Source organism: Sphingorhabdus rigui, from assembly GCF_014196595.1.
Taxonomy (GTDB): Bacteria; Pseudomonadota; Alphaproteobacteria; order Sphingomonadales; family Sphingomonadaceae; genus Sphingorhabdus_B; species Sphingorhabdus_B rigui.
Genome location: NZ_JACIEA010000002.1, coordinates 382,407 through 400,897, shown reverse-complemented (window position 1 = coordinate 400,897; position 18,491 = coordinate 382,407). Strand labels below are relative to the sequence as shown.

20 protein-coding genes are annotated in these 18,491 nt (G+C 56.0%); 16 read left to right on the top strand and 4 right to left on the bottom strand.

Features of this window, described 5'->3' with window-relative positions:
* Nucleotides 1-5 precede the first annotated feature (5 nt).
* The 10 genes from rplO to rplQ all read left to right on the top strand — a co-directional run bounded on the left by rplO (nt 6) and on the right by rplQ (nt 7,595).
* Entirely contained in the window at nt 6-542 is a 537-nt protein-coding gene (gene rplO / locus GGR91_RS09505; protein ID WP_183941952.1) for a 50S ribosomal protein L15, read from the top strand.
* A gap of 172 nt (nt 543-714) precedes the next feature.
* A complete protein-coding gene (gene secY, locus GGR91_RS09500) occupies nt 715-2,091 on the top strand; it encodes a preprotein translocase subunit SecY (RefSeq protein WP_183941951.1) in 1,377 nt (458 codons plus the stop codon).
* 35 nt (nt 2,092-2,126) lie between these two features.
* Nucleotides 2,127-2,771, top strand: coding sequence for an adenylate kinase (locus tag GGR91_RS09495; protein ID WP_183941950.1), 645 nt, complete (start codon nt 2,127-2,129; stop codon nt 2,769-2,771).
* A 59-nt stretch (nt 2,772-2,830) separates the two neighbouring features.
* Nucleotides 2,831-3,538: a hypothetical protein gene (locus GGR91_RS09490; protein ID WP_183941949.1), complete on the top strand. Its 708-nt coding sequence runs from the start codon at nt 2,831-2,833 to the stop codon at nt 3,536-3,538.
* Entirely contained in the window at nt 3,539-4,015 is a 477-nt protein-coding gene (locus tag GGR91_RS09485) for an ATP-dependent zinc protease family protein (protein ID WP_183941948.1), read from the top strand.
* Nucleotides 4,012-4,917, top strand: coding sequence for a 30S ribosomal protein S6--L-glutamate ligase (rimK, locus tag GGR91_RS09480; RefSeq protein ID WP_183941947.1), 906 nt, complete (start codon nt 4,012-4,014; stop codon nt 4,915-4,917). The genes GGR91_RS09485 and rimK overlap by 4 nt, the downstream gene beginning before the upstream one ends.
* 174 nt (nt 4,918-5,091) lie before the next feature.
* Nucleotides 5,092-5,460, top strand: a complete 369-nt coding sequence (rpsM, locus tag GGR91_RS09475; protein WP_125229603.1) for a 30S ribosomal protein S13 — start codon at nt 5,092-5,094, stop codon at nt 5,458-5,460.
* A 57-nt stretch (nt 5,461-5,517) separates the two neighbouring features.
* Nucleotides 5,518-5,907: a 30S ribosomal protein S11 gene (gene rpsK / locus GGR91_RS09470; protein ID WP_125229604.1), complete on the top strand. Its 390-nt coding sequence runs from the start codon at nt 5,518-5,520 to the stop codon at nt 5,905-5,907.
* Between the two features lie 100 nt (nt 5,908-6,007).
* The gene (locus GGR91_RS09465) at nt 6,008-7,069 is read left to right on the top strand and encodes a DNA-directed RNA polymerase subunit alpha (RefSeq protein ID WP_183941946.1); all 1,062 of its coding nucleotides are present in this window, start codon (nt 6,008-6,010) and stop codon (nt 7,067-7,069) included.
* Nucleotides 7,070-7,181: 112 nt separating this feature from the next.
* Nucleotides 7,182-7,595: a 50S ribosomal protein L17 gene (gene rplQ / locus GGR91_RS09460; protein WP_183941945.1), complete on the top strand. Its 414-nt coding sequence runs from the start codon at nt 7,182-7,184 to the stop codon at nt 7,593-7,595.
* Nucleotides 7,596-7,660: 65 nt separating this feature from the next.
* Here the strand turns inward: rplQ and GGR91_RS09455 are convergent, their stop codons facing one another.
* Nucleotides 7,661-8,221 (bottom strand): hypothetical protein, encoded by a 561-nt coding sequence (locus GGR91_RS09455; RefSeq protein ID WP_183941944.1) that lies wholly within the window; start codon nt 8,219-8,221, stop codon nt 7,661-7,663.
* Nucleotides 8,222-8,309: 88 nt separating this feature from the next.
* Here GGR91_RS09455 and GGR91_RS09450 point away from each other — a divergent pair, with 88 nt between their 5' ends.
* The 5 genes from GGR91_RS09450 (at nt 8,310) to rarD (ending at nt 13,624) form a co-directional block, all read left to right on the top strand.
* On the top strand, nt 8,310-9,377 hold the full coding sequence (locus GGR91_RS09450; protein WP_183941943.1) for a winged helix-turn-helix domain-containing protein: 1,068 nt from the start codon (nt 8,310-8,312) through the stop codon (nt 9,375-9,377).
* Nucleotides 9,378-9,488: 111 nt separating this feature from the next.
* Nucleotides 9,489-11,645: a prolyl oligopeptidase family serine peptidase gene (locus GGR91_RS09445; protein ID WP_407698406.1), complete on the top strand. Its 2,157-nt coding sequence runs from the start codon at nt 9,489-9,491 to the stop codon at nt 11,643-11,645.
* A gap of 135 nt (nt 11,646-11,780) precedes the next feature.
* A complete protein-coding gene (locus GGR91_RS09440) occupies nt 11,781-12,335 on the top strand; it encodes a hypothetical protein (RefSeq protein WP_246337133.1) in 555 nt (184 codons plus the stop codon).
* Nucleotides 12,336-12,478: 143 nt separating this feature from the next.
* On the top strand, nt 12,479-12,700 hold the full coding sequence (locus GGR91_RS09435; RefSeq protein ID WP_183941941.1) for a hypothetical protein: 222 nt from the start codon (nt 12,479-12,481) through the stop codon (nt 12,698-12,700).
* Between the two features lie 27 nt (nt 12,701-12,727).
* Nucleotides 12,728-13,624, top strand: a complete 897-nt coding sequence (rarD, locus tag GGR91_RS09430; RefSeq protein ID WP_183941940.1) for an EamA family transporter RarD — start codon at nt 12,728-12,730, stop codon at nt 13,622-13,624.
* 9 nt (nt 13,625-13,633) lie between these two features.
* On the opposite strand, the gene pyrC is transcribed toward rarD, so the two are convergent.
* Entirely contained in the window at nt 13,634-14,677 is a 1,044-nt protein-coding gene (gene pyrC / locus GGR91_RS09425; RefSeq protein WP_183941939.1) for a dihydroorotase, read from the bottom strand.
* 38 nt (nt 14,678-14,715) lie between these two features.
* On the opposite strand from pyrC, the gene ygfZ reads away from it, so the two are divergent.
* Nucleotides 14,716-15,438 (top strand): CAF17-like 4Fe-4S cluster assembly/insertion protein YgfZ, encoded by a 723-nt coding sequence (ygfZ, locus tag GGR91_RS09420; RefSeq protein ID WP_183941938.1) that lies wholly within the window; start codon nt 14,716-14,718, stop codon nt 15,436-15,438.
* Here ygfZ and GGR91_RS09415 read toward each other — a convergent pair.
* Together GGR91_RS09415 and gyrB are read right to left on the bottom strand one after the other, a co-directional pair.
* Entirely contained in the window at nt 15,435-15,800 is a 366-nt protein-coding gene (locus GGR91_RS09415) for a septal ring lytic transglycosylase RlpA family protein (protein ID WP_183941937.1), read from the bottom strand. The two genes, ygfZ and GGR91_RS09415, sit on opposite strands and share 4 nt — an antisense overlap.
* An 82-nt stretch (nt 15,801-15,882) precedes the next feature.
* A complete protein-coding gene (gyrB, locus tag GGR91_RS09410; RefSeq protein ID WP_183941936.1) occupies nt 15,883-18,468 on the bottom strand; it encodes a DNA topoisomerase (ATP-hydrolyzing) subunit B in 2,586 nt (861 codons plus the stop codon).
* Between the last annotated feature and the right edge of the window lie 23 nt (nt 18,469-18,491).

The window sequence follows — 18,491 nt, the reverse complement described above, 5'->3', positions numbered from 1 at the left end:
ACGACATGAAATTGAATGACATTAAAGACAACGAAGGCGCCCGCCATCGCCGTATGCGCGTTGGCCGTGGTATCGGTTCGGGCAAGGGCAAGACCTCGGGTCGCGGCCAAAAGGGTCAGACCAGCCGTTCGGGTGTTTCGATCAACGGATTTGAAGGCGGCCAGATGCCACTTCACATGCGTATTCCAAAGCGCGGCTTCAACAACATCTTCGCCAAGGACCATGCAGAAGTAAATCTGGGCATGATCCAGAAGTTTATCGATGCCAAGAAAATCGACATCAAAGCTGTTGTTGACCATGCTGCGTTGAAGGCTGCTGGTCTTGCACGTGGTGGCAAGGACGGCGTCCGTTTGCTGGCCAAGGGTGAACTCACCTCCAAGGTGAACTTCTCTGTCGCTGGTGCTTCAAAGGCAGCCGTTGAGGCCGTTGAAAAGGCCGGTGGTAAGGTTGAAGTGCTGGTAAAGGTTTCTGCATCGGAAAAAGCCGCTGCGAAGAAATCATCAGTCAAGAACGCTGCTAAAGAAGCTGCGGCCAAGAAATAAGACGGGGGCGACGACTTCGCTCTTGTCATGCCAGCCCCGCTTCCCGATATGGGCTGGCGGGGTTTGACATTTCTGGGGTTCATCCAGATACAGTCAGGCGAAATTTTTGGGGTGAAGCCGTTGCGCGATTACAGCGCATTCACGGTTAATCCGGAACCAAGGAACGTATATCATGGCATCTAGGGCCGACCAAATGGCATCGAACCTCAATTTATCGAAGTTCGGGCAGGCAACAGAGCTTAAGAACCGCATTTGGTTCACTATCGGCGCGCTCATCATATTCCGGATGCTGAGCTTCGTGCCGCTGCCGGGCGTTGATCCCATCGCGCAAGCGGCCCTTTATGCGAACAACGCCGCCGGCGGCGTTCTTGATATCTTCAACACTTTCTCGGGCGGCAGCCTTGAGCGCATGAGCCTCATCGCGCTTGGCGTAATGCCCTATATTACCGCGTCGATCGTCGTGCAGCTCGCTGCATCGCTGTCGCCGACGCTTGCTGCCATCAAGAAAGAGGGCGAGAGCGGACGCAAGAAACTTAACCAATATACGCGCTACGGCACGGTTTTCCTGACCGCGGTGCAGGGATATTTCCTTGCCGCAGGGCTTGAAAGCCTCGCTGCGGCCAATGGCATTAGCGCGGTTGTTGAGCCGGGCATGATGTTCCGCGTCGTTGCGACTATCAGCCTTATTGGCGGCACCATGTTCCTGATGTGGCTGGGTGAACAGATTACGTCGCGCGGTATTGGCAACGGTATCTCGTTGATCATCATGGCGGGTATCGTCGCCCAAATGCCACGGTTGTTCGCACAGCTTCTTGAAGGCGGACGGACCGGATCGATCAGCGGATTTCTGATCGTCGGCTTTTTGTTGATGTTTGTCGGCCTGACTTTGCTGATCTGTTTCATGGAGCGCGGCCAGCGCCGGGTACTTATTCAATATCCAAAGCGTGCGACGCAGCGCGGCATGATGCAAGCTGACCGCAGCCATCTTCCGTTGAAGATCAACACTGCTGGCGTCATCCCGCCGATTTTTGCATCGTCATTGTTGCTGCTGCCTATCACTATTACGCAGCTTGGTGGAAACAAGGTTGCGGGTGAAAGCGCGATGGGTGACTTTGTCATCACGTTGAACCAATATTTGGCGCATGGGCAGCCGGTGTATCTGGCGCTCTATGGCCTCGGCATCATCTTCTTCTGTTTCTTTTACACCGCTGTGGTGTTCAATCCGGAAGAAACATCCGAGAATCTGAAGAAAGCCGGTGGCTTCATTCCGGGCATTCGTCCGGGCAAGAACACGGAATCTTATCTCGATTATGTTCTGACACGCATCACCGTGTTGGGCGCCGCCTATCTGACCTTGGTCTGCTTGTTGCCCGACTATGTCATGGGCCAAACTGGACAGCAGCAGTTCTTCGCTATTGGTGGTACCAGCTTGCTCATTCTGGTCAACGTCACCATTGATACGATTTCACAAATCCAGAGCCATCTGCTCGCCCACCAATATGGCGATTTGCTGAAGAAGGCCAAGTTGAAGGGTGGACGCGCCCGCTAAGGGACGCGACATCGAAACGAACAGGGAAACGTTTCATGAATATCATCCTTTTGGGGCCTCCTGGCGCAGGCAAAGGAACGCAGGCTGCATTTCTCGTTGAGAAATATGGCATGGTACAATTGTCGACCGGCGACATCCTGCGTGCTGCCGTAAAGGCGGGCACTGAAGTCGGTAAAATGGCGGATGAGATCATGAAGGCGGGGAAGCTTTTCCCTGACGAATTGATGGCCGAGATCCTTGGCGAGCATATGGATGCGATCCCTGCGGACAAGGGCCTGATTTTTGACGGCTACCCACGCACGGCTCCGCAAGTCGCGCTTCTCGATGGCCTGTTGTCCGCGCGTGAACGGACGCTCCATTATGTCATTGAACTGGTTGTTGACGAAGACGCGTTGGTCGAACGCGTTGTTGGCCGTTTCACCTGCGCCAATTGCGGTGATGGCTATCATGACGTTTTCAAAAAACCGGTCAAAGACGACACCTGTGACAAATGCGGATCACATGAATTTAAGCGTCGCCCCGATGACAATGAAGAAACCGTCCGTACCCGCATGGCGGAGTATCGCGCAAAGACCGAACCGATCTTGCCACTATATGATGCCCGCGGCCTTGTAAGCCGCGTGGATGGCATGGCACCGATTGACGACGTAACGAAGGCGATTGAAGCGATCATCGCCTGACCGCTGCTGAAGCAAGTTCAACGTGACGGAAATGGAAACGGTTGTTAGAAACCCCCTCCATGAAACATCTTGTCATCACGGCAGCTATATTGGCTGCAACAGCATCGCCGGCATTTGCGGACGTTAAAGCTGCGTCGGACACCGGGTTTAACATCATCCACATTGCGACCGTTCAGGCAACGCCCGACGAGATTTGGAAGCGCCTGCTTGCGCCAAAGGACTATTGGAACAAATCGCATAGCTGGTCGGGCTCTACCGCTGGCTTTTATATCGATGCGCAAGCCAATGGTTGCTTTTGCGAACTGTTTCAGGAAACCGACGCCAACGGGAAGGTCAAGACGGTCGGAAGCGTCGAGCATATGCGCGTTATTTTCGCGCAACCGGGCAAAGTCCTGCGGATGCAAGGCGCGTTGGGGCCGCTCCAGTCGGAAGCTGTGATTGGGACGCTGACTGTTGCCATGGAGCCGGCAAAGCAAGACGGCGCCACACGCGTCAGCTTCTCTTATGTTGTTGGCGGGTACATGCGCTACAAAGTCGCTGAAATCGCGCCAGCAGTTGATAAGGTGTTGGGCGAGCAATTTAAAAATATGCTGCTGCCGTTTACGCCGCCGGCAGATGAGCCACCCAAGGTTGACGGCTTTAATCTGGATATTGAGACGTTGGACATGGGCCCTGCGACTGAAGCTGCCGACCCGACTGAAACACAAGCGGACCCGGCAATACAAAATGACCCAGTCGCTGATCCGCCCGCAACGGAGCCAAACTAATTGGCTGCGGGGGGAAGTAAGCCACGTTCAGGCAGCAAATTAGAAATTGGCTGGTGCGAAATGGTCGATGTGCCGAGCCTTGGCCTGTCGCACGTGCACGCGAAAATGGACACGGGCGCAGCGACATCATCGATACATGCAACCCGGATTAAGCCAATCGTCCGCGATGGCAAGCCGTGGGTTGAATTTTGGTTCCGTTTGAATGCGGGCGAAAAGCCAAAGCGTTATGAAGCGCCCGTCATCGACCGGCGCATGGTCCGATCGTCCAATGGTGACACGCAAGAACGCTATGTCATCTCAGCGCAATTTTGTTTTGGTAAGCGGTGTTGGAACGGACAGCTCACCTTGGCTAACCGGCGTTCTATGGCCTTTCCCTTGCTAATTGGCCGACGGACGCTAAGGCGCGGCTTTCTGGTCAATAGCGGACGACGCTGGGTATTGGGCAAGCCAGCGAATCAAGGACATACGAGCACATGAAAATCGCCATGTTGGCACGCAACGCCAACCTATACTCGCATCAACGGCTCGTCGAAGCCGCGTTGGCGCGCGGACATGAAATCGACGTGCTGAATACGTTGCGGGTGACCATGAATATCACGTCGCACCGTCCCGAAGCATATTATCAGGGCGCGAAGCTCGGGAAATATGACGCGGTGATCCCGCGCATTGGCGCGTCCATCACATTTTACGGGCTCGCTGTGCTGCGCCAATTTGAGATGATGAACGTGTGGTCATTGAACGAGAGTGTGGCCATCGGCCGTTCCCGCGACAAGCTGCGGTCGTTGCAGATTTTGGCGCGCAAGGGGCTTGGCCTGCCGGTCACAGCGTTTGCGCATGACCCACGGCAGACCGACGAAGTCATCAAAATGGTGGGTGGCGCGCCTGTGGTCATCAAGTTGCTGGAAGGCACGCAAGGCATTGGCGTGGTTTTGGGCGAGACTGAAAAGTCTGCCCGCTCCGTTATTGAGGCGTTTCGCGGTGCTAACGTGAACATCCTTGTGCAGGAATTTATCAAAGAGGCAAATGCCACCGACATCCGTTGCTTTGTGATCGGCAACAAGGTTGTCGCATCGATGCAGCGCAAGGGCGCCGAAGGGGATTTTCGATCGAACCTGCACCGTGGCGGCTCGGCCGAAGCCATAAAAATCACGCCGGAAGAACGCTCAACCGCGGTCCGCGCGGCGCGCGCCATGGGGTTAAATGTTGCTGGCGTTGATATGCTCCGGTCCAATCATGGCCCAGTCATCATGGAAGTGAACAGTTCGCCGGGGCTTGAAGGAATCGAGAAAGCCAGCGGCAAGGATATTGCGAGCCGGATTATTGCGTTCATCGAAGAAAACGCAATTGCCGGCAAAACCAAGACCAAAGGCAAGGGATAGCGCGCCGCTAGCCTTGACAGTTTGTGCGACTCACCGTAAGGCGGCCTCAATTCCGATCATCTGGTGCAGCCAGCAGCGCTTTAACGCGTCCGCTGGTTTTGTGCGTTTCGGAATATCATCAGCGTTGAGATAGGGTTTGTCTTTCGGGACACCTGTGGAGCAGGAGTAAATAAATTGGCACGTATTGCCGGAGTTAACATTCCAACCAACAAGCGCGTGATCATTGCGCTTACCTACATTCACGGTATCGGCCGCACTAAAGCCGTCGAAATCGCGACAAAGCTGGGAATTGATCATAGCCGTCGTGTGCAGGACCTTTCGGATGCCGAAGTTCTGCAAATCCGCGAAACCATCGATGCGGGCTACACCGTAGAAGGCGATCTTCGCCGTAACACATCGATGAACATCAAGCGTTTGATGGATCTCGCCTGCTACCGTGGCCTTCGCCACCGTAAGGGTCTTCCAGTCCGTGGCCAGCGTACGCATACCAATGCGCGCACCCGCAAGGGCAAGTCCAAGGCAATCGCGGGCAAGAAGAAGTAATCACCGGCCTCGGCCTGATTATTTTTTCTTCGCATTTTCGAATAGGATACACATTATATGGCACGCGAACCACAACGCATTAAAAAGCGGGAGCGTAAAAATATTTCGGCAGGCGTCGCGCACGTCAATGCCAGCTTCAACAACACAATGATCACGATCACCGATGCCCAGGGCAACGCGATCAGCTGGTCATCCGCAGGAACCATGGGTTTCAAGGGCAGCCGCAAGTCGACGCCTTACGCAGCACAGGTTGCAGCGGAAGACGCAGGCAAGAAGGCTGCTGAACACGGCGTTCGTACGCTTGAAGTCGAAGTTAAGGGTCCCGGTTCGGGTCGTGAATCGGCACTTCGCGCATTGCAGGCAGTGGGTTTCACCATCACCTCGATCCGTGACGTGACATCGATCCCGCACAACGGCGTCCGTCCTTCCAAGCGTCGGCGCGTCTAAGCATTCGTTTCAGGGACGGCTGTTCAGCCGTTCCTTCTTTTACCCGCGAACCGGCACGGTGCACCAAATTGCCGGTCCCGCAAAACCCAAGGGGAAATCCATGTCCGTCAATATTAAGAACTGGCAGGAACTGAAAAAGCCCAACGCACTTGAACTCAAGTCAGGTAGCGATGCGAAGCGTAAGGCAACTTTTGTTGCAGAACCGCTGGAGCGTGGCTTTGGTTTGACTCTCGGCAATGCGCTGCGTCGCGTATTGCTTTCATCGCTGCAGGGCGCAGCGATTACATCGATCAAAATCGAAAACGTGTTGCACGAATTCTCGTCGCTCGCGGGCGTTCGTGAAGATGTCACCGACATCGTTCTGAACATCAAGCAAGTTGCGTTGAAGATGGAGGGCGAAGGTCCAAAGCGTCTTCAGCTTTCGGCAACTGGCCCCGGCGCGGTAACCGCTGGTGACATCGCTGTTTCGGGCGACATCCAAGTGATGAACCCTGATCTTGTCATCTGTCATCTCGACGATGGCGCGACGCTGAATATGGAAATCACTGCCGACATCGGTAAGGGTTATGTTCCTGCAGTCGCCAACCGTCCAGCGGATGCGCCAATCGGCCTCATCCCGGTCGACAGCCTGTATTCGCCTGTTCGTCAGGTTGCGTACAAGGTGGACAATGCACGCATCGGTCAAGAACTTGACTATGATAAGTTGTCGCTGACCATTGAAACCGATGGCACCGTAACGCCAGAAGACGCCGTGGCTTATGCCGCACGCATTCTTCAGGACCAGTTGCAAGTGTTCGTCCACTTCGAAGATTCGATGTCTGCATCGTCGCCAATGATTGGCATGGCTGCACCATCCGCTTCTTCGGAAGAATCCGATGCAAACCAGCTCAATCGTTACCTTCTCAAGAAGGTCGACGAATTGGAATTGTCGGTCCGCAGCGCAAACTGCCTCAAGAACGACAACATCATCTACATCGGCGACCTCGTGCAAAAGAGCGAAGCCGAAATGCTGCGTACGCCTAATTTCGGTCGCAAGTCGCTGAACGAAATTAAGGAAGTGCTCTCGTCGATGGGCTTGCGCCTTGGCATGGACATCCCCGGATGGCCGCCAGAAAACATCGAAGAGATGGCAAAGAAGCTTGAGCAAGAACTGCTTGGCTAAAGAATATTGGGCCGAGGCAGTGCTTCGGCCCAACCAAAAGGGAAATGGCCGCCCTTAAACGGCCAGGATCGGGGTACCTGATACGGCCCCCCTACGAACGAAGGAATGAAATATGCGCCATAAAGTTGGCCACCGTAAGCTGCAACGCACCACGTCGCATCGTACCGCGATGCTTCGCAACATGGCAGCGTCGCTTATCAAGCACGAACAGATCAAGACGACTTTGCCAAAGGCGAAGGAACTGCGTCCTTACATCGAAAAGCTGATTACGCTTGCGAAGAAGGGTGGCTTGTCCAACCGTCGTCTCGCGATGAGCCGTTTGATGGACGACAAGCAGCTGGTAAAGTTGTTTGACGAACTGGCAACGCGCTATGCCGACCGCAGCGGTGGTTACAGCCGCGTGATCAAGGCTGGCTTCCGTGGTTCCGATGCCGCACCAATGGGCGTCATCGAACTCGTTGACCGCAATGTCGACGCCAAGGGTCAGGACAGCGGCCCAGTTGAAGTATTGGACGACGCTGAATAAGCACGTCTTACCTTAAGAGTTTCAAAAGGGCGGCATCCGAAAGGGTGCCGCCCTTTTTCATGGGTTTATGATTTCGTCTGAGCGCTTCGATTGGCCAACCAAAAGAGTAGGCTGGAAATCAACCATGCCACCGAAAGCACAATCGTAAACCGTCCGCCGCGCGCGTCGTTGCCCAATATGCCGGCAAAGACGCCAATGTTAATCTGCACGATGCCGGCAACCAGCATGGCCTGCGGCAATATGCGCCTGCGAAACCGCGACGCGATGCTGCCGGCAATTGCGATGAGCAAAACCAGCCCGAACCATAAATTGGTCGGGTTATCTTCATTCCCAATCATGCCGACAGCCAAGTTGGACCAGATGACCATGAACCCGGCCAGCACAGCAAACATTGACCCGAGGCGGAAATACCAGTTGGATGACAGGCGTACCGCGAATTCAATCAGGCCGCCCAGTATCCCGAAAATGATAGCGGCGACGATGAAGTCGGTTTCGTCCCAGTTAACTTCTGTTGTGAACTGCATCGCGACCAACGGCGTCAGGATAAGCGCAACAGCGCCGCCCCAGCCCAAGATCCGCCAGATATTCCGCCGCGGCCTTGATGGCCCATTATTCTCTGCATGCATAGCATTGCCCTTTTCCGTGAATGAGAGCTATGCACATACGGCGCAGCGACATTGCAGGCATGAGCAGGACATGAGCATTTGGTGAAAAATGAAATCAGATAGTCTCCGGTTCGGCCGCTTCACGCTTCAGATTAGCAGCCGACGCCTGCATTGCGATGGCGTGGTCGTCGATGTCTCTAGCCGCTATTTTGATGCGCTTGTTTTGCTCGCAACCAATGCAGGTGCGCTTGTCTCGAAAGACCAGTTCATGGACGATGTCTGGCGCGGTGTTCCTGTCACCGACGAAGCATTGACACAATGTATTCGCAGCCTGCGCCGTGTGCTTGCGGATGATGCCACCCGGCCGATGTTTATCGAAACCGTCCCAAAGCATGGCTATCGCTTCATCGCCCCTGTCGAACGCGACGTGGGCCCAGCAGCCACGACTTCGGTCGCAACGGCGACCACGACCGATTGGGCGACATTTTGGGTACTGGGCGGCGCGGGCGTTGTCGGTGGTGGCCTGGCGGGGCTGTTGGGTGGTTTGTTTTACGGTTTTGCCGGGGCCTCGCAGCCAATGGCATCGGGCATGGGCGCGACATCAATCGTCCTTGTCCTGACCGCGATTACGGTGTTGGTTGCGTTATTGGGCGCTGCGGGCGTGAGCTTCGGCATTGCTGCGGTTGGCCTGTGGAATTCAGCGCGTTGGTCCGCAACGATGGCAGGCGGCGCAGTGGGCGGTTTCCTAATCGGCGGTATTGTGAAGCTGCTTGGCTTGGATGCGTTTAATTTGGTGCTCGGGCAATCGCCCACGCAAATGACGGGCGCGCTGGAAGGCGCGGTTATTGGTGCCGCTGTCGGCCTTGGGCTATGGTTTGGCCGACGGCAGGTGCGCCACATGCCGCTGCGTTTCGCGATACTGCCGGCCGCTTTGATCGGTGGCCTTGGCGGTGCAGGCATTGTTATGGCCGGTGGGCGCTTGCTTGGCGGCAGCATATATGAGCTGGCCCGGCTTCTTCCCCAATCGCGGCTGCGGTTCGACCAAATCGGTGGCTTCTTTGGCGAAACGGGCTTTGGCCCCATCAGTCAGATCGTCACCGCCGGTCTGGAGGGCATGTTGTTTGCCGCAGGCGTTACCGCTGCCATCTTGCTGGCACAGCGGCAGCGCGGTGCATGATTTCGACGAAAATGCGAAATATTCTTGCGGGCGACGGCGGGAATAGTTGGCGTTCAAGCGTCGACGCTATAGTCGGATCGCAGAGATTTTGAGAGTTGGGGAAATGATAATATGCGAAGTGTATTTTTGGTCGGTGCAGCCTTCATGATGGCGCCGATTCCGTCGGTCGCTATGGCCGCAAATTCAGCCACCGCCGATGTCGCAGTCAAATTGACTTATCCCCAAACCAAAACCGTCAATGTGGTCGATGAACAATTCGGCGTGAAGGTTGCTGACCCCTATCGCTGGCTGGAAGATGATGTGCGCGTCAATCCCGAAGTCGCCGAATGGGTGAAGGCGCAGAATGCTGTTACCGATGCATATTTGGAAACATTGCCCGGCAAGAAAATACTCGCCGAGCGCATGAAGAAGCTTTTCGATTACGAACGCTTTGGCCTTCCTGAAAAAGCCGGCGGCTATTATTTCTTCACAAAGAATGACGGCCTGCAAAACCAGTCGGTCTTATATGTCCGCAAAGGCCTGACCGGCGCGGATCGTATTTTGATCGACCCCAACCTATGGGCAAAAGACGGCGCCACTGCGCTCGATAGCTGGGTACCATCGAAAAATGGCAAGCTGCTGGCCTATTCTGTTCAAGATGGCGGTTCGGACTGGCGGACGATTAAAGTCATCGACACCGTGACCGGCAAGGTGCTCGCCGACGAAATCAACTGGGCAAAATTCACCAACATAAGCTGGGTGGGCAATGACGGGTTTTTATACTCGCGATTTGCCGAACCAAAAGAAGGCGCCGCATTCCAGCAGCTGAATTATAACCAGACCATCTATTACCACAAAATCGGCACGCCCCAGTCGGAAGACAAGGCAATATACGCAACGCCGGACAAGCCCGAATATGGACATAGCGCGCAAGTGACGCATGACGGCAAATGGGCGGTCATTACGACGTCGTCCGGAACCGATGAGAAGTATGAACTGCACGTGATGCCACTTGGCAAAAAGCCAACATGGAAACCGCAGCCGCTCGTCACGGGTCTGGAGCATGATTGGGGCCTGATCGAAGGCATGGGCAATACTTTGTGGTTCACCACCAACAAGGATGCCGCAAAGCTTAAGGTTGTGACGGTTGATTTGGGTGCGAAAACGCCCGTGTTTACCGACGTTATAGCGGAGCGGGCGGAAACCCTGTCGCGCGCGCAGATCGTCGGCGACCGGCTGATCCTGTCATATATCAAAGATGCCAAATCGATGGCGCTGATGACTGACCTCGCAGGCCAGCCTGTGCAGGAAATCAAGCTCAGCGCGATTGGGACGGCCAGTGGCTTTTCAGGGACGCCGGGTGATCCAGAAACATTTTACGGATTCTCCAGCTTTAATCAGCCAGGGGCCGTGTATCGTTTCGACAGCAAGACGGGGGCTTCGGCGCCCTTCGCGCAGCCAAAGCTGAGCTTCAACCCAGCCGACTTCACGGTCGAACAAGCGTTTTACCCGTCGAAGGATGGCACGAAGATCCCGATGTTCGTCGTGCACAAAAAAGATATCGATCTGACCAAGGGCGCGCCGACATTGCTCTATTCCTATGGCGGGTTCAACATTTCGCAGACGCCCACTTATTCAGCGACGCGTATGGCTTGGCTGCAATCGGGCGGTGTATTCGCCCTCGCCAATATTCGTGGCGGCGGTGAATATGGGAAGCCGTGGCATGATGCTGGTCGTTTGATGAACAAACAAAATGTCTTTGACGATTTTGCTGCCGCAGCCGAATATCTTATATCCAGCGGCGTTTCGGCCAAGGGCAAAATTGCCATTGAAGGACGGTCCAATGGTGGATTGCTTATCGGTGCCGTTGTGAACCAGCGTCCTGACCTGTTCGCGGCAGGCCATGCCGCAGTGGGCGTGATGGATATGGTCCGCTTCGACCGTTTCACCGCTGGTCGTTATTGGGTCGATGATTATGGCTACCCCAGCAAGGAAGCCGACTTTAAAATGCAGATGACCTACTCCCCTTATCACAACATCAAATCGGGGATCGAATATCCAGCGGTCATCGTCTCGACCGCAGATACCGATGACCGTGTGGTTCCGGGGCATAGCTTCAAATATATCTCCGCCTTGCAAGCTGCAGAAACCGGCAACAAGCCCAAGATCATCCGCATCGAAAGCCGTGCGGGCCATGGTTCAGGCAAGCCGACCGATAAGGTTATTGACGAATATTCGGACATTTATGCGTTTCTCGCCAAATGGACGGGGCTGACCCTCACCGAATAGTTGTTCATGAAAAAGGCGATTTAGATGAATGGACGCTGACAAGTCAATTCAGCATCCGGTCAACCCGAATCGCATATTTGCTCTCCAGCGGCACAGAATAAATGGGCCGGTTCAAGGAGAACGAAGATGAATGTCATGACCAAAACTTTGCTTGGCGCCGGGGCTGCTGCTGCAGCTTTGGTGAGTGTAGCCGTTCCCGCACAAGCGCGTGATCGCTATGATCGGGACCGCGATGGCATCAGCGCTGGCGAGATTATTGCTGGAGCGGTGGTGCTCGGTGGTCTTGCCGCTGTGCTTTCAAGCGGCAACAATGGCCGCAACGATCGCTACGGTTATGATGATCGCTATGATGGTAACCGCGCAGGCTATAATTATGACAATCGTGGCGGCGGCGGCCGTGCTGCTGTAAACCAGTGCGTCGCCAGCGTTGAACGTTGGGCCAATCGCTATAGCCGTTCAGACGTCACGCAAGTGCGCAGCATCGAACGGACGCGTTTTGGCTATCGGGTCACAGGCAATGTCGTTGTTCAAGACGGCGGACGTGGCCGTTACGAGAATAATTATTACGGCAATGACCGATTTGGCGGCAATGGGTACCAGCGCGGTTATGACAAGGGCCGGTTTACCTGCTTTGTAGAGCGTGGCCGTGTGGTCGACATTGACTATCGCGGACTGGAACAGTGGCGTTAAATTTCAGATGTGCTTGGGTGCAATGAGGCTCAATCTGGTGACAGGTTGAGCCTCTTGTCATTTCGGTACTGCGATATTCGCGGGACCGATTGCGAAGGCTGGCTGTGCTTGCCACAATCCTAAAAACCCGCCACAGTCGTCTCATGGCAAATATCCTCGCATTTCTGTTCGGCCTGATTGCACTCTTGCTGGCTATTATCGGGTTCATACCGTTGCTGGGATGGCTGAACTGGCTCATTATTCTGATCGCTGGCGTCGGCGCGGCCTTTGGCTTCGCGTCGGAAAAGGACAGCGGCCGCAACTTCTGCTTGGTCGTTATAGCCATTTGCGCGCTGCGCCTCTGGATCGGTGGTGGGATCATCTGATCCCCGCGCGAAGGCTTAGCACAACATATGACAGACAAATCTGAAACCGCGCAGCCAAGTGGCTTGCCTTATGCCATTTCGGCATATCTCATCTGGGGCTTTGTCCCCGTTTATTTCAAGCTGCTGAGCCACGTCTCGCCGATCGCGGTCGTTGCGCAGCGCGTCTTGTGGTCCATTCCGCTGCTTTTGGTCATTATGGCCTTTCGCAAACAGCTTGGCGAATATGCCGCCATTTTCCGCCACAAGGCGCATCTGCGCAATTTGCTCGCCTCTGCCACGCTGGTCGCCATTAACTGGCTGATCTACATTTGGGCCGTTTCCACGGACCATATTTTGGCCGCGAGCCTTGGCTATTATCTCAACCCCTTGGTGAATGTCTTGCTGGGGCGTCTGTTTTTAGGCGAGCGATTGCGACCACTTCAGATGGTCGCCGTTGCCGTTGCCGCCATTGGCGTTGCCATCCTCATCGGTGATGCGCTTGATACCTTATGGGTATCCATATCGCTCGCCTTCAGCTTTGGCCTTTATGGCCTTATCCGCAAGATTACCCCCGTTGGCTCTGTTCCCGGCCTTGCGACCGAGACGACATTGCTCGCGCCGCTGGCATTGGGCGCGGTACTCTATTTCGCGCAAGTTGGCGGCGGCGGATTTGGCGACGATGTGACGACGTCGGGGCTTTTGATATTGGCAGGTGCGGTCACCGCGATCCCGCTGTTGATGTTCGCGACCGCCGCCCGCCGGATGAGCTATGCGAGCCTGGGCTTCGTGCAATATACGGCACCGTCCATTGCTTTCCTGCTGGGTGTGTTCGTGTACGGTGAGCCATTGAGCACGACGAAGCTGGCGTGCTTCATCCTGATCTGGTTCAGTATCGCGATTTTCTGCGCCGACGCGATTAAAACCTACAGGGCATCAAAAGCTTAGGTCCTGACCCTAAGCCTTCAACCGCCAGCGCAATGTTTCCCCTGCGTGGAACGGAACGACATTAAGCCCTTCCAGCGCGAGCAGCTCGGGTACGACGATATCGGCGCGTTCCAATATTATGCGTTCCTCGTTCAACGGCAGACCATAGAAACGCGGGCCGTTTTCCGAAGCAAAGGCCTCAAATCTCTCCAGCGCGCCTTCTTCTTCAAAGACGGCGGCGTAGCTTTCCAATGCGAATGGCGCATTAAATATTCCCGCGCAGCCGCAGGCGCTTTCCTTGGCAGATTTGTCGTGCGGCGCGCTGTCGGTGCCGAGGAAATATTTGCCGCTGCCCGATGTCGCAGCCTTGCGGAGCGCAAGCCGATGCACTTCACGTTTGGCGACGGGCAGGCAGTAGGCATGCGGACGGATGCCGCCTGTAAACATGGCATTGCGGTTGATGTGCAAATGTTGCGGCGTGATGGTCGCCGCGACATTGGGACCGCTGGCATCTACAAAAGCGACAGCATCAGCGGTGGTGATATGTTCAAACACGATCTTGAGCTCAGGCAGATCGCGGACCAGTTTCGACAGCGTCCGTTCAATGAACACAGCCTCACGGTCAAAGATATCGACGTGCGAGTCTGTGACTTCGCCGTGGATCAGCAATGGCATGCCAATCTGCGCCATATGCTCAAGCGCGGGCATGATGTTGGTTACGCTCGTGACGCCGTGTGCGCTTCCGGTGGTGGCGTGCGCGGGGTATAGCTTTGCCGCTGTAAACACAGCTTCGGCGTGACCGCGTGCGAGTTCATTCCCATCGGTTGCGTCGGTAAGATAAGCCGTCATAAGCGGCGTGAACGTGATGCCTTCGGGCACCGCCGCCAAAATCCGGTCACGATAGGCTGCGCCTGCTTCAACCGTCGTTACAGGGGGCGACAAATTGGGCATGACAATCGCGCGCGCAAACTGTTTCGCGGTGAAGGGCACCACGCTGCGCATCGCTGCGCCGTCGCGAAAATGGAGGTGCCAATCATCAGGGCGGCGAATGGAAAGAATCGTCTGGTCGGTCATGTCTTCCCTTTAAGCGCCTCTCCCCCTATCTGTCACCTATGCCAAACACCCGTCTATTCGACCGCTGCGTTATCCGTCTGTCGCCCACCGAGGCAGGAGAGGACGTGCGGCAATTTTTGCAGGGGCTGGTGACGCAGGATAGCGCGGCCGAAATGCCCTTATGGGCGGGCTTGCTGAGCCCACAGGGAAAGGCGCTGTTTGATTTCATCCTGTGGGCTGACGGCGAAGATGTGCTTATCGATTGCGAAGGCACGCAAGCCGACGCATTGGTCCGCCGCCTGTCGATGTACCGGTTGCGCCGGAAAATCGCCATTGCCATTGATCCGACATGCGGCGTGTTCTGGAAAGGCGAAGGCAGCACAGACCCGCGCCATGCGGAGCTTGGGACACGCTGGCTGGGCGCGCCCGCCGACGATGATGTCGACGCGAGCGCCGCCTATCGCGCGCATCGGCTTGGGCTCGGTATCACCGAAGGCGTACATGAGCTGGGCAGCGAACAGACGTTGTGGCTTGAGGCGAATGCCGCCGAACTGAACGGGGTATCCTTCACCAAGGGCTGCTATGTCGGGCAGGAGAATACCGCGCGTATGAACTGGCGGCAAAAGGTGAACCGACGGCTGGTGGTGGTTCCGTTGGCGCAAGCCGACGAGAGCCGGCAGCGCTGCGTCTATCCAGAACTTGATATATCGGTGGAGTTGCGCCGCGTGGAAGATTTGACGGCGCTTGCTCTGCCGGACTGGCAGCGCGCTGCGCTCGGTTAATCGAGCAACTCGAGCTTAACTTTCGCGGTCCCGCTGCGGTGCATGCCGATCTGTTTGGCCGCAGCATAAGATATATCCATGATGCGTGATTTGCTCCACGGTCCGCGGTCGTTAACCCGTACGATAACTTCCTGACCATTGGCCAGATTGGTAACCACCACCCGGGTGCCAAAGGATAACGTCCGGTGCGCCGCCGTCATCGCGTTGGGATCAAAACGCTCACCGCTGGCCGTGCGATTGCCGCTGAGTTCGGCGCCATAATAGCTGGCCAATCCGGTGCCGATTTCGACACGACTGTCACCAGCCTGCGCCAAAACCGGCAAGACGATGAGCGCGAGCGCAAGATAGTGACGTTTGTGCATAACATTCCCCCCGAGGCGTGCGGCTACAGCAAGCGTCGCACGCTTCCAATTGTCGAAGCGATAATGTGCACAGGCTTTGCGTTCAAACGTCCAGATTGGCGACGTTGAGCGCGTTTTCGACAATGAAATCACGCCGTGGCTCAACAACTTCGCCCATCAGCTTGGTGAAGATGTCGTCCGCAAGGTCTGCCTGGTCAATTTCAACACGCAGCAGCGACCGGTGATTAGGGTCAAGTGTCGTTTCCCACAATTGCTCCGCATTCATTTCGCCAAGACCCTTGTAGCGCGAAATTGACAGGCCCTTTCGCCCTGCAGCGAGAATGGCCTCAAGCAATTCCGATGGACGCGTGATCGCGCCTTTATTGCCCACACTGACGGCGGTCGTCGCGCGCTTGGCTTGGTCGCCAACGGCATCAGCCGCTTCTGCGTCGCTGTCTGCTTCGATGTCTTCGGAGGCATCTGCTGCTGCAGCGGCCGTGACCTTCACCAATCGGGCAGGGGTCTCGTAACTGGCGGTTTCTTCGCTGGCGAGCTTGTGCAGCTTGCGCGCTTCTGCCGACATTAGGAATGCCGCGTCGATGATGTGGTGATCGGTTACACCGCGCCATAGGCGTTCGAAATGATAGCCACCGTCTTCGGACACGCGGCCGGACCATTTGCCCTCAACATCCTGCGCACCCATCCATGCGGCAGCCTTGGCCACCGCAGCAGCGCGGTCCGTTGCCTCAGGGTCAAGTGCGCCGGTGAGCGCCATTGCCTCGACGATTGTGGGGTCGTAGCGGCGGGGCACAAATGCCATCAGGCTGCGCATCCGGCGTGCATGATCGACCAATGCGCCCAAATCGGCACCGGCGCGTTGTCCGCCGGCACCTTCAAGCACAACGCCGCCAAGACCCAATTCCGCGAGATGGTCGTCGAGCGCCTTGTCGTCCTTAACGTAAATTTCGCTGCGGCCTTTCGCGACCTTGTACAAAGGCGGCTGCGCGATGAAGAGATGGCCGTTTTCGATAATTTCCGGCATCTGGCGATAGAAGAATGTCAGCAACAATGTGCGGATATGTGACCCGTCGACGTCAGCGTCGGTCATGATCACAATCTTGTGGTAACGCAGCTTTTCAATGTTGAAATCTTCGCGGCCAATGCCCGTGCCCATGGCTTGAATGAGCGTGCCAACTTCCTTGGACGAGAGCATCCGGTCAAAACGCGCACGTTCGACGTTCAGGATTTTACCCTTGAGCGGCAAAATCGCCTGATAATGCCGGTCGCGACCTTGCTTTGCCGAACCACCTGCGGAGTCGCCTTCGACCAGGAACAGTTCGGATTTGGCAGGGTCTTTTTCCTGACAGTCGGCAAGCTTGCCGGGCAGAGACGCAACGCTCATCACCGATTTGCGGCTGGCCTCGCGCGCCTTACGTGCAGCTTCGCGGGCGGCGGCCGCGTCAATGACCTTTTGGATCACGGTGCGGGCATGGCCGGGATTTTCTTCAAGCCACTCGCTCATCCGGTCGGCCATCAGGCTTTCCAGCGGCTGGCGCACTTCCGACGACACCAACTTGTCCTTGGTCTGTGACGAGAATTTTGGATCGGGCAATTTCACCGACACAATCGCGGTCAGGCCTTCGCGCATGTCATCGCCCGTGAGTGTGACCTTTTCCTTTTTCAACACGCCCGATTTTTCGGCGTAGTTGTTCAGCGTGCGCGTCAGTGCCGAACGGAATGCCGCCAAATGGGTGCCGCCATCGCGCTGCGGAATGTTGTTGGTGAAGCACAAGACGTTTTCGTAATAGCTGTCGTTCCATTCGAGCGCGACATCAATGCCGATGCCGTCACGGTGCGACGAGATCGCAATCGGATCGGCGAGCAACGCCGTTTTGTTGCGGTCCAGATATTTAACGAACGCGCCAATGCCGCCCTCATAATACAGGTCATGTTCTTTGACTTCCGAATGGCGGTTGTCCCGCAGCAGGATGCGGACGCCGGAATTCAGAAATGCGAGTTCGCGATAGCGATGCTCAAGCTTGTCAAAATCAAATTCGAGCACGTTTTTGAACGTGTCGGTCGACGCCATGAAGGTGACGCGTGTCCCCTTTTTGGGTTTGCCATCGGCCACAGGCGCATCGCCACGAACGATCAACGGCGCAACGGCGTCGCCATGTTCAAAGCGCATCCAATGCTCTTTGCCTTCGCGCCAGATGGTGAGCTCAAGAAATTCAGACAGCGCGTTGACGACGGATACACCGACACCGTGCAAACCGCCCGATACCTTGTAAGCGTTGTCGTCCGAGGTGTTTTCAAACTTACCGCCGGCGTGCAGTTGGGTCATGATGACCTCAGCTGCGGAAACGCCTTCTTCTTTGTGCATGCCCGTCGGGATGCCGCGGCCGTTGTCTTCGACCGATACCGATCCGTCGGCGTTCAATTCGATCAGCACCAGATCGCAATGTCCGGCGAGCGCTTCGTCGATCGCGTTGTCCGATACTTCGAACACCATGTGGTGCAGGCCGCTGCCATCATCGGTGTCGCCGATATACATTCCCGGCCGCTTGCGAACCGCGTCTAGGCCCTTGAGAACCTTGATGCTGTCGGCACCATATTCGTTCTGATTTGGGTTGGCTGCGCTGTCCGCAGACGGGTTATTTTCGGAGTTTTCCGGGATTTGATCTGTCATCAGTGGACTATAGGCCGCAAGGC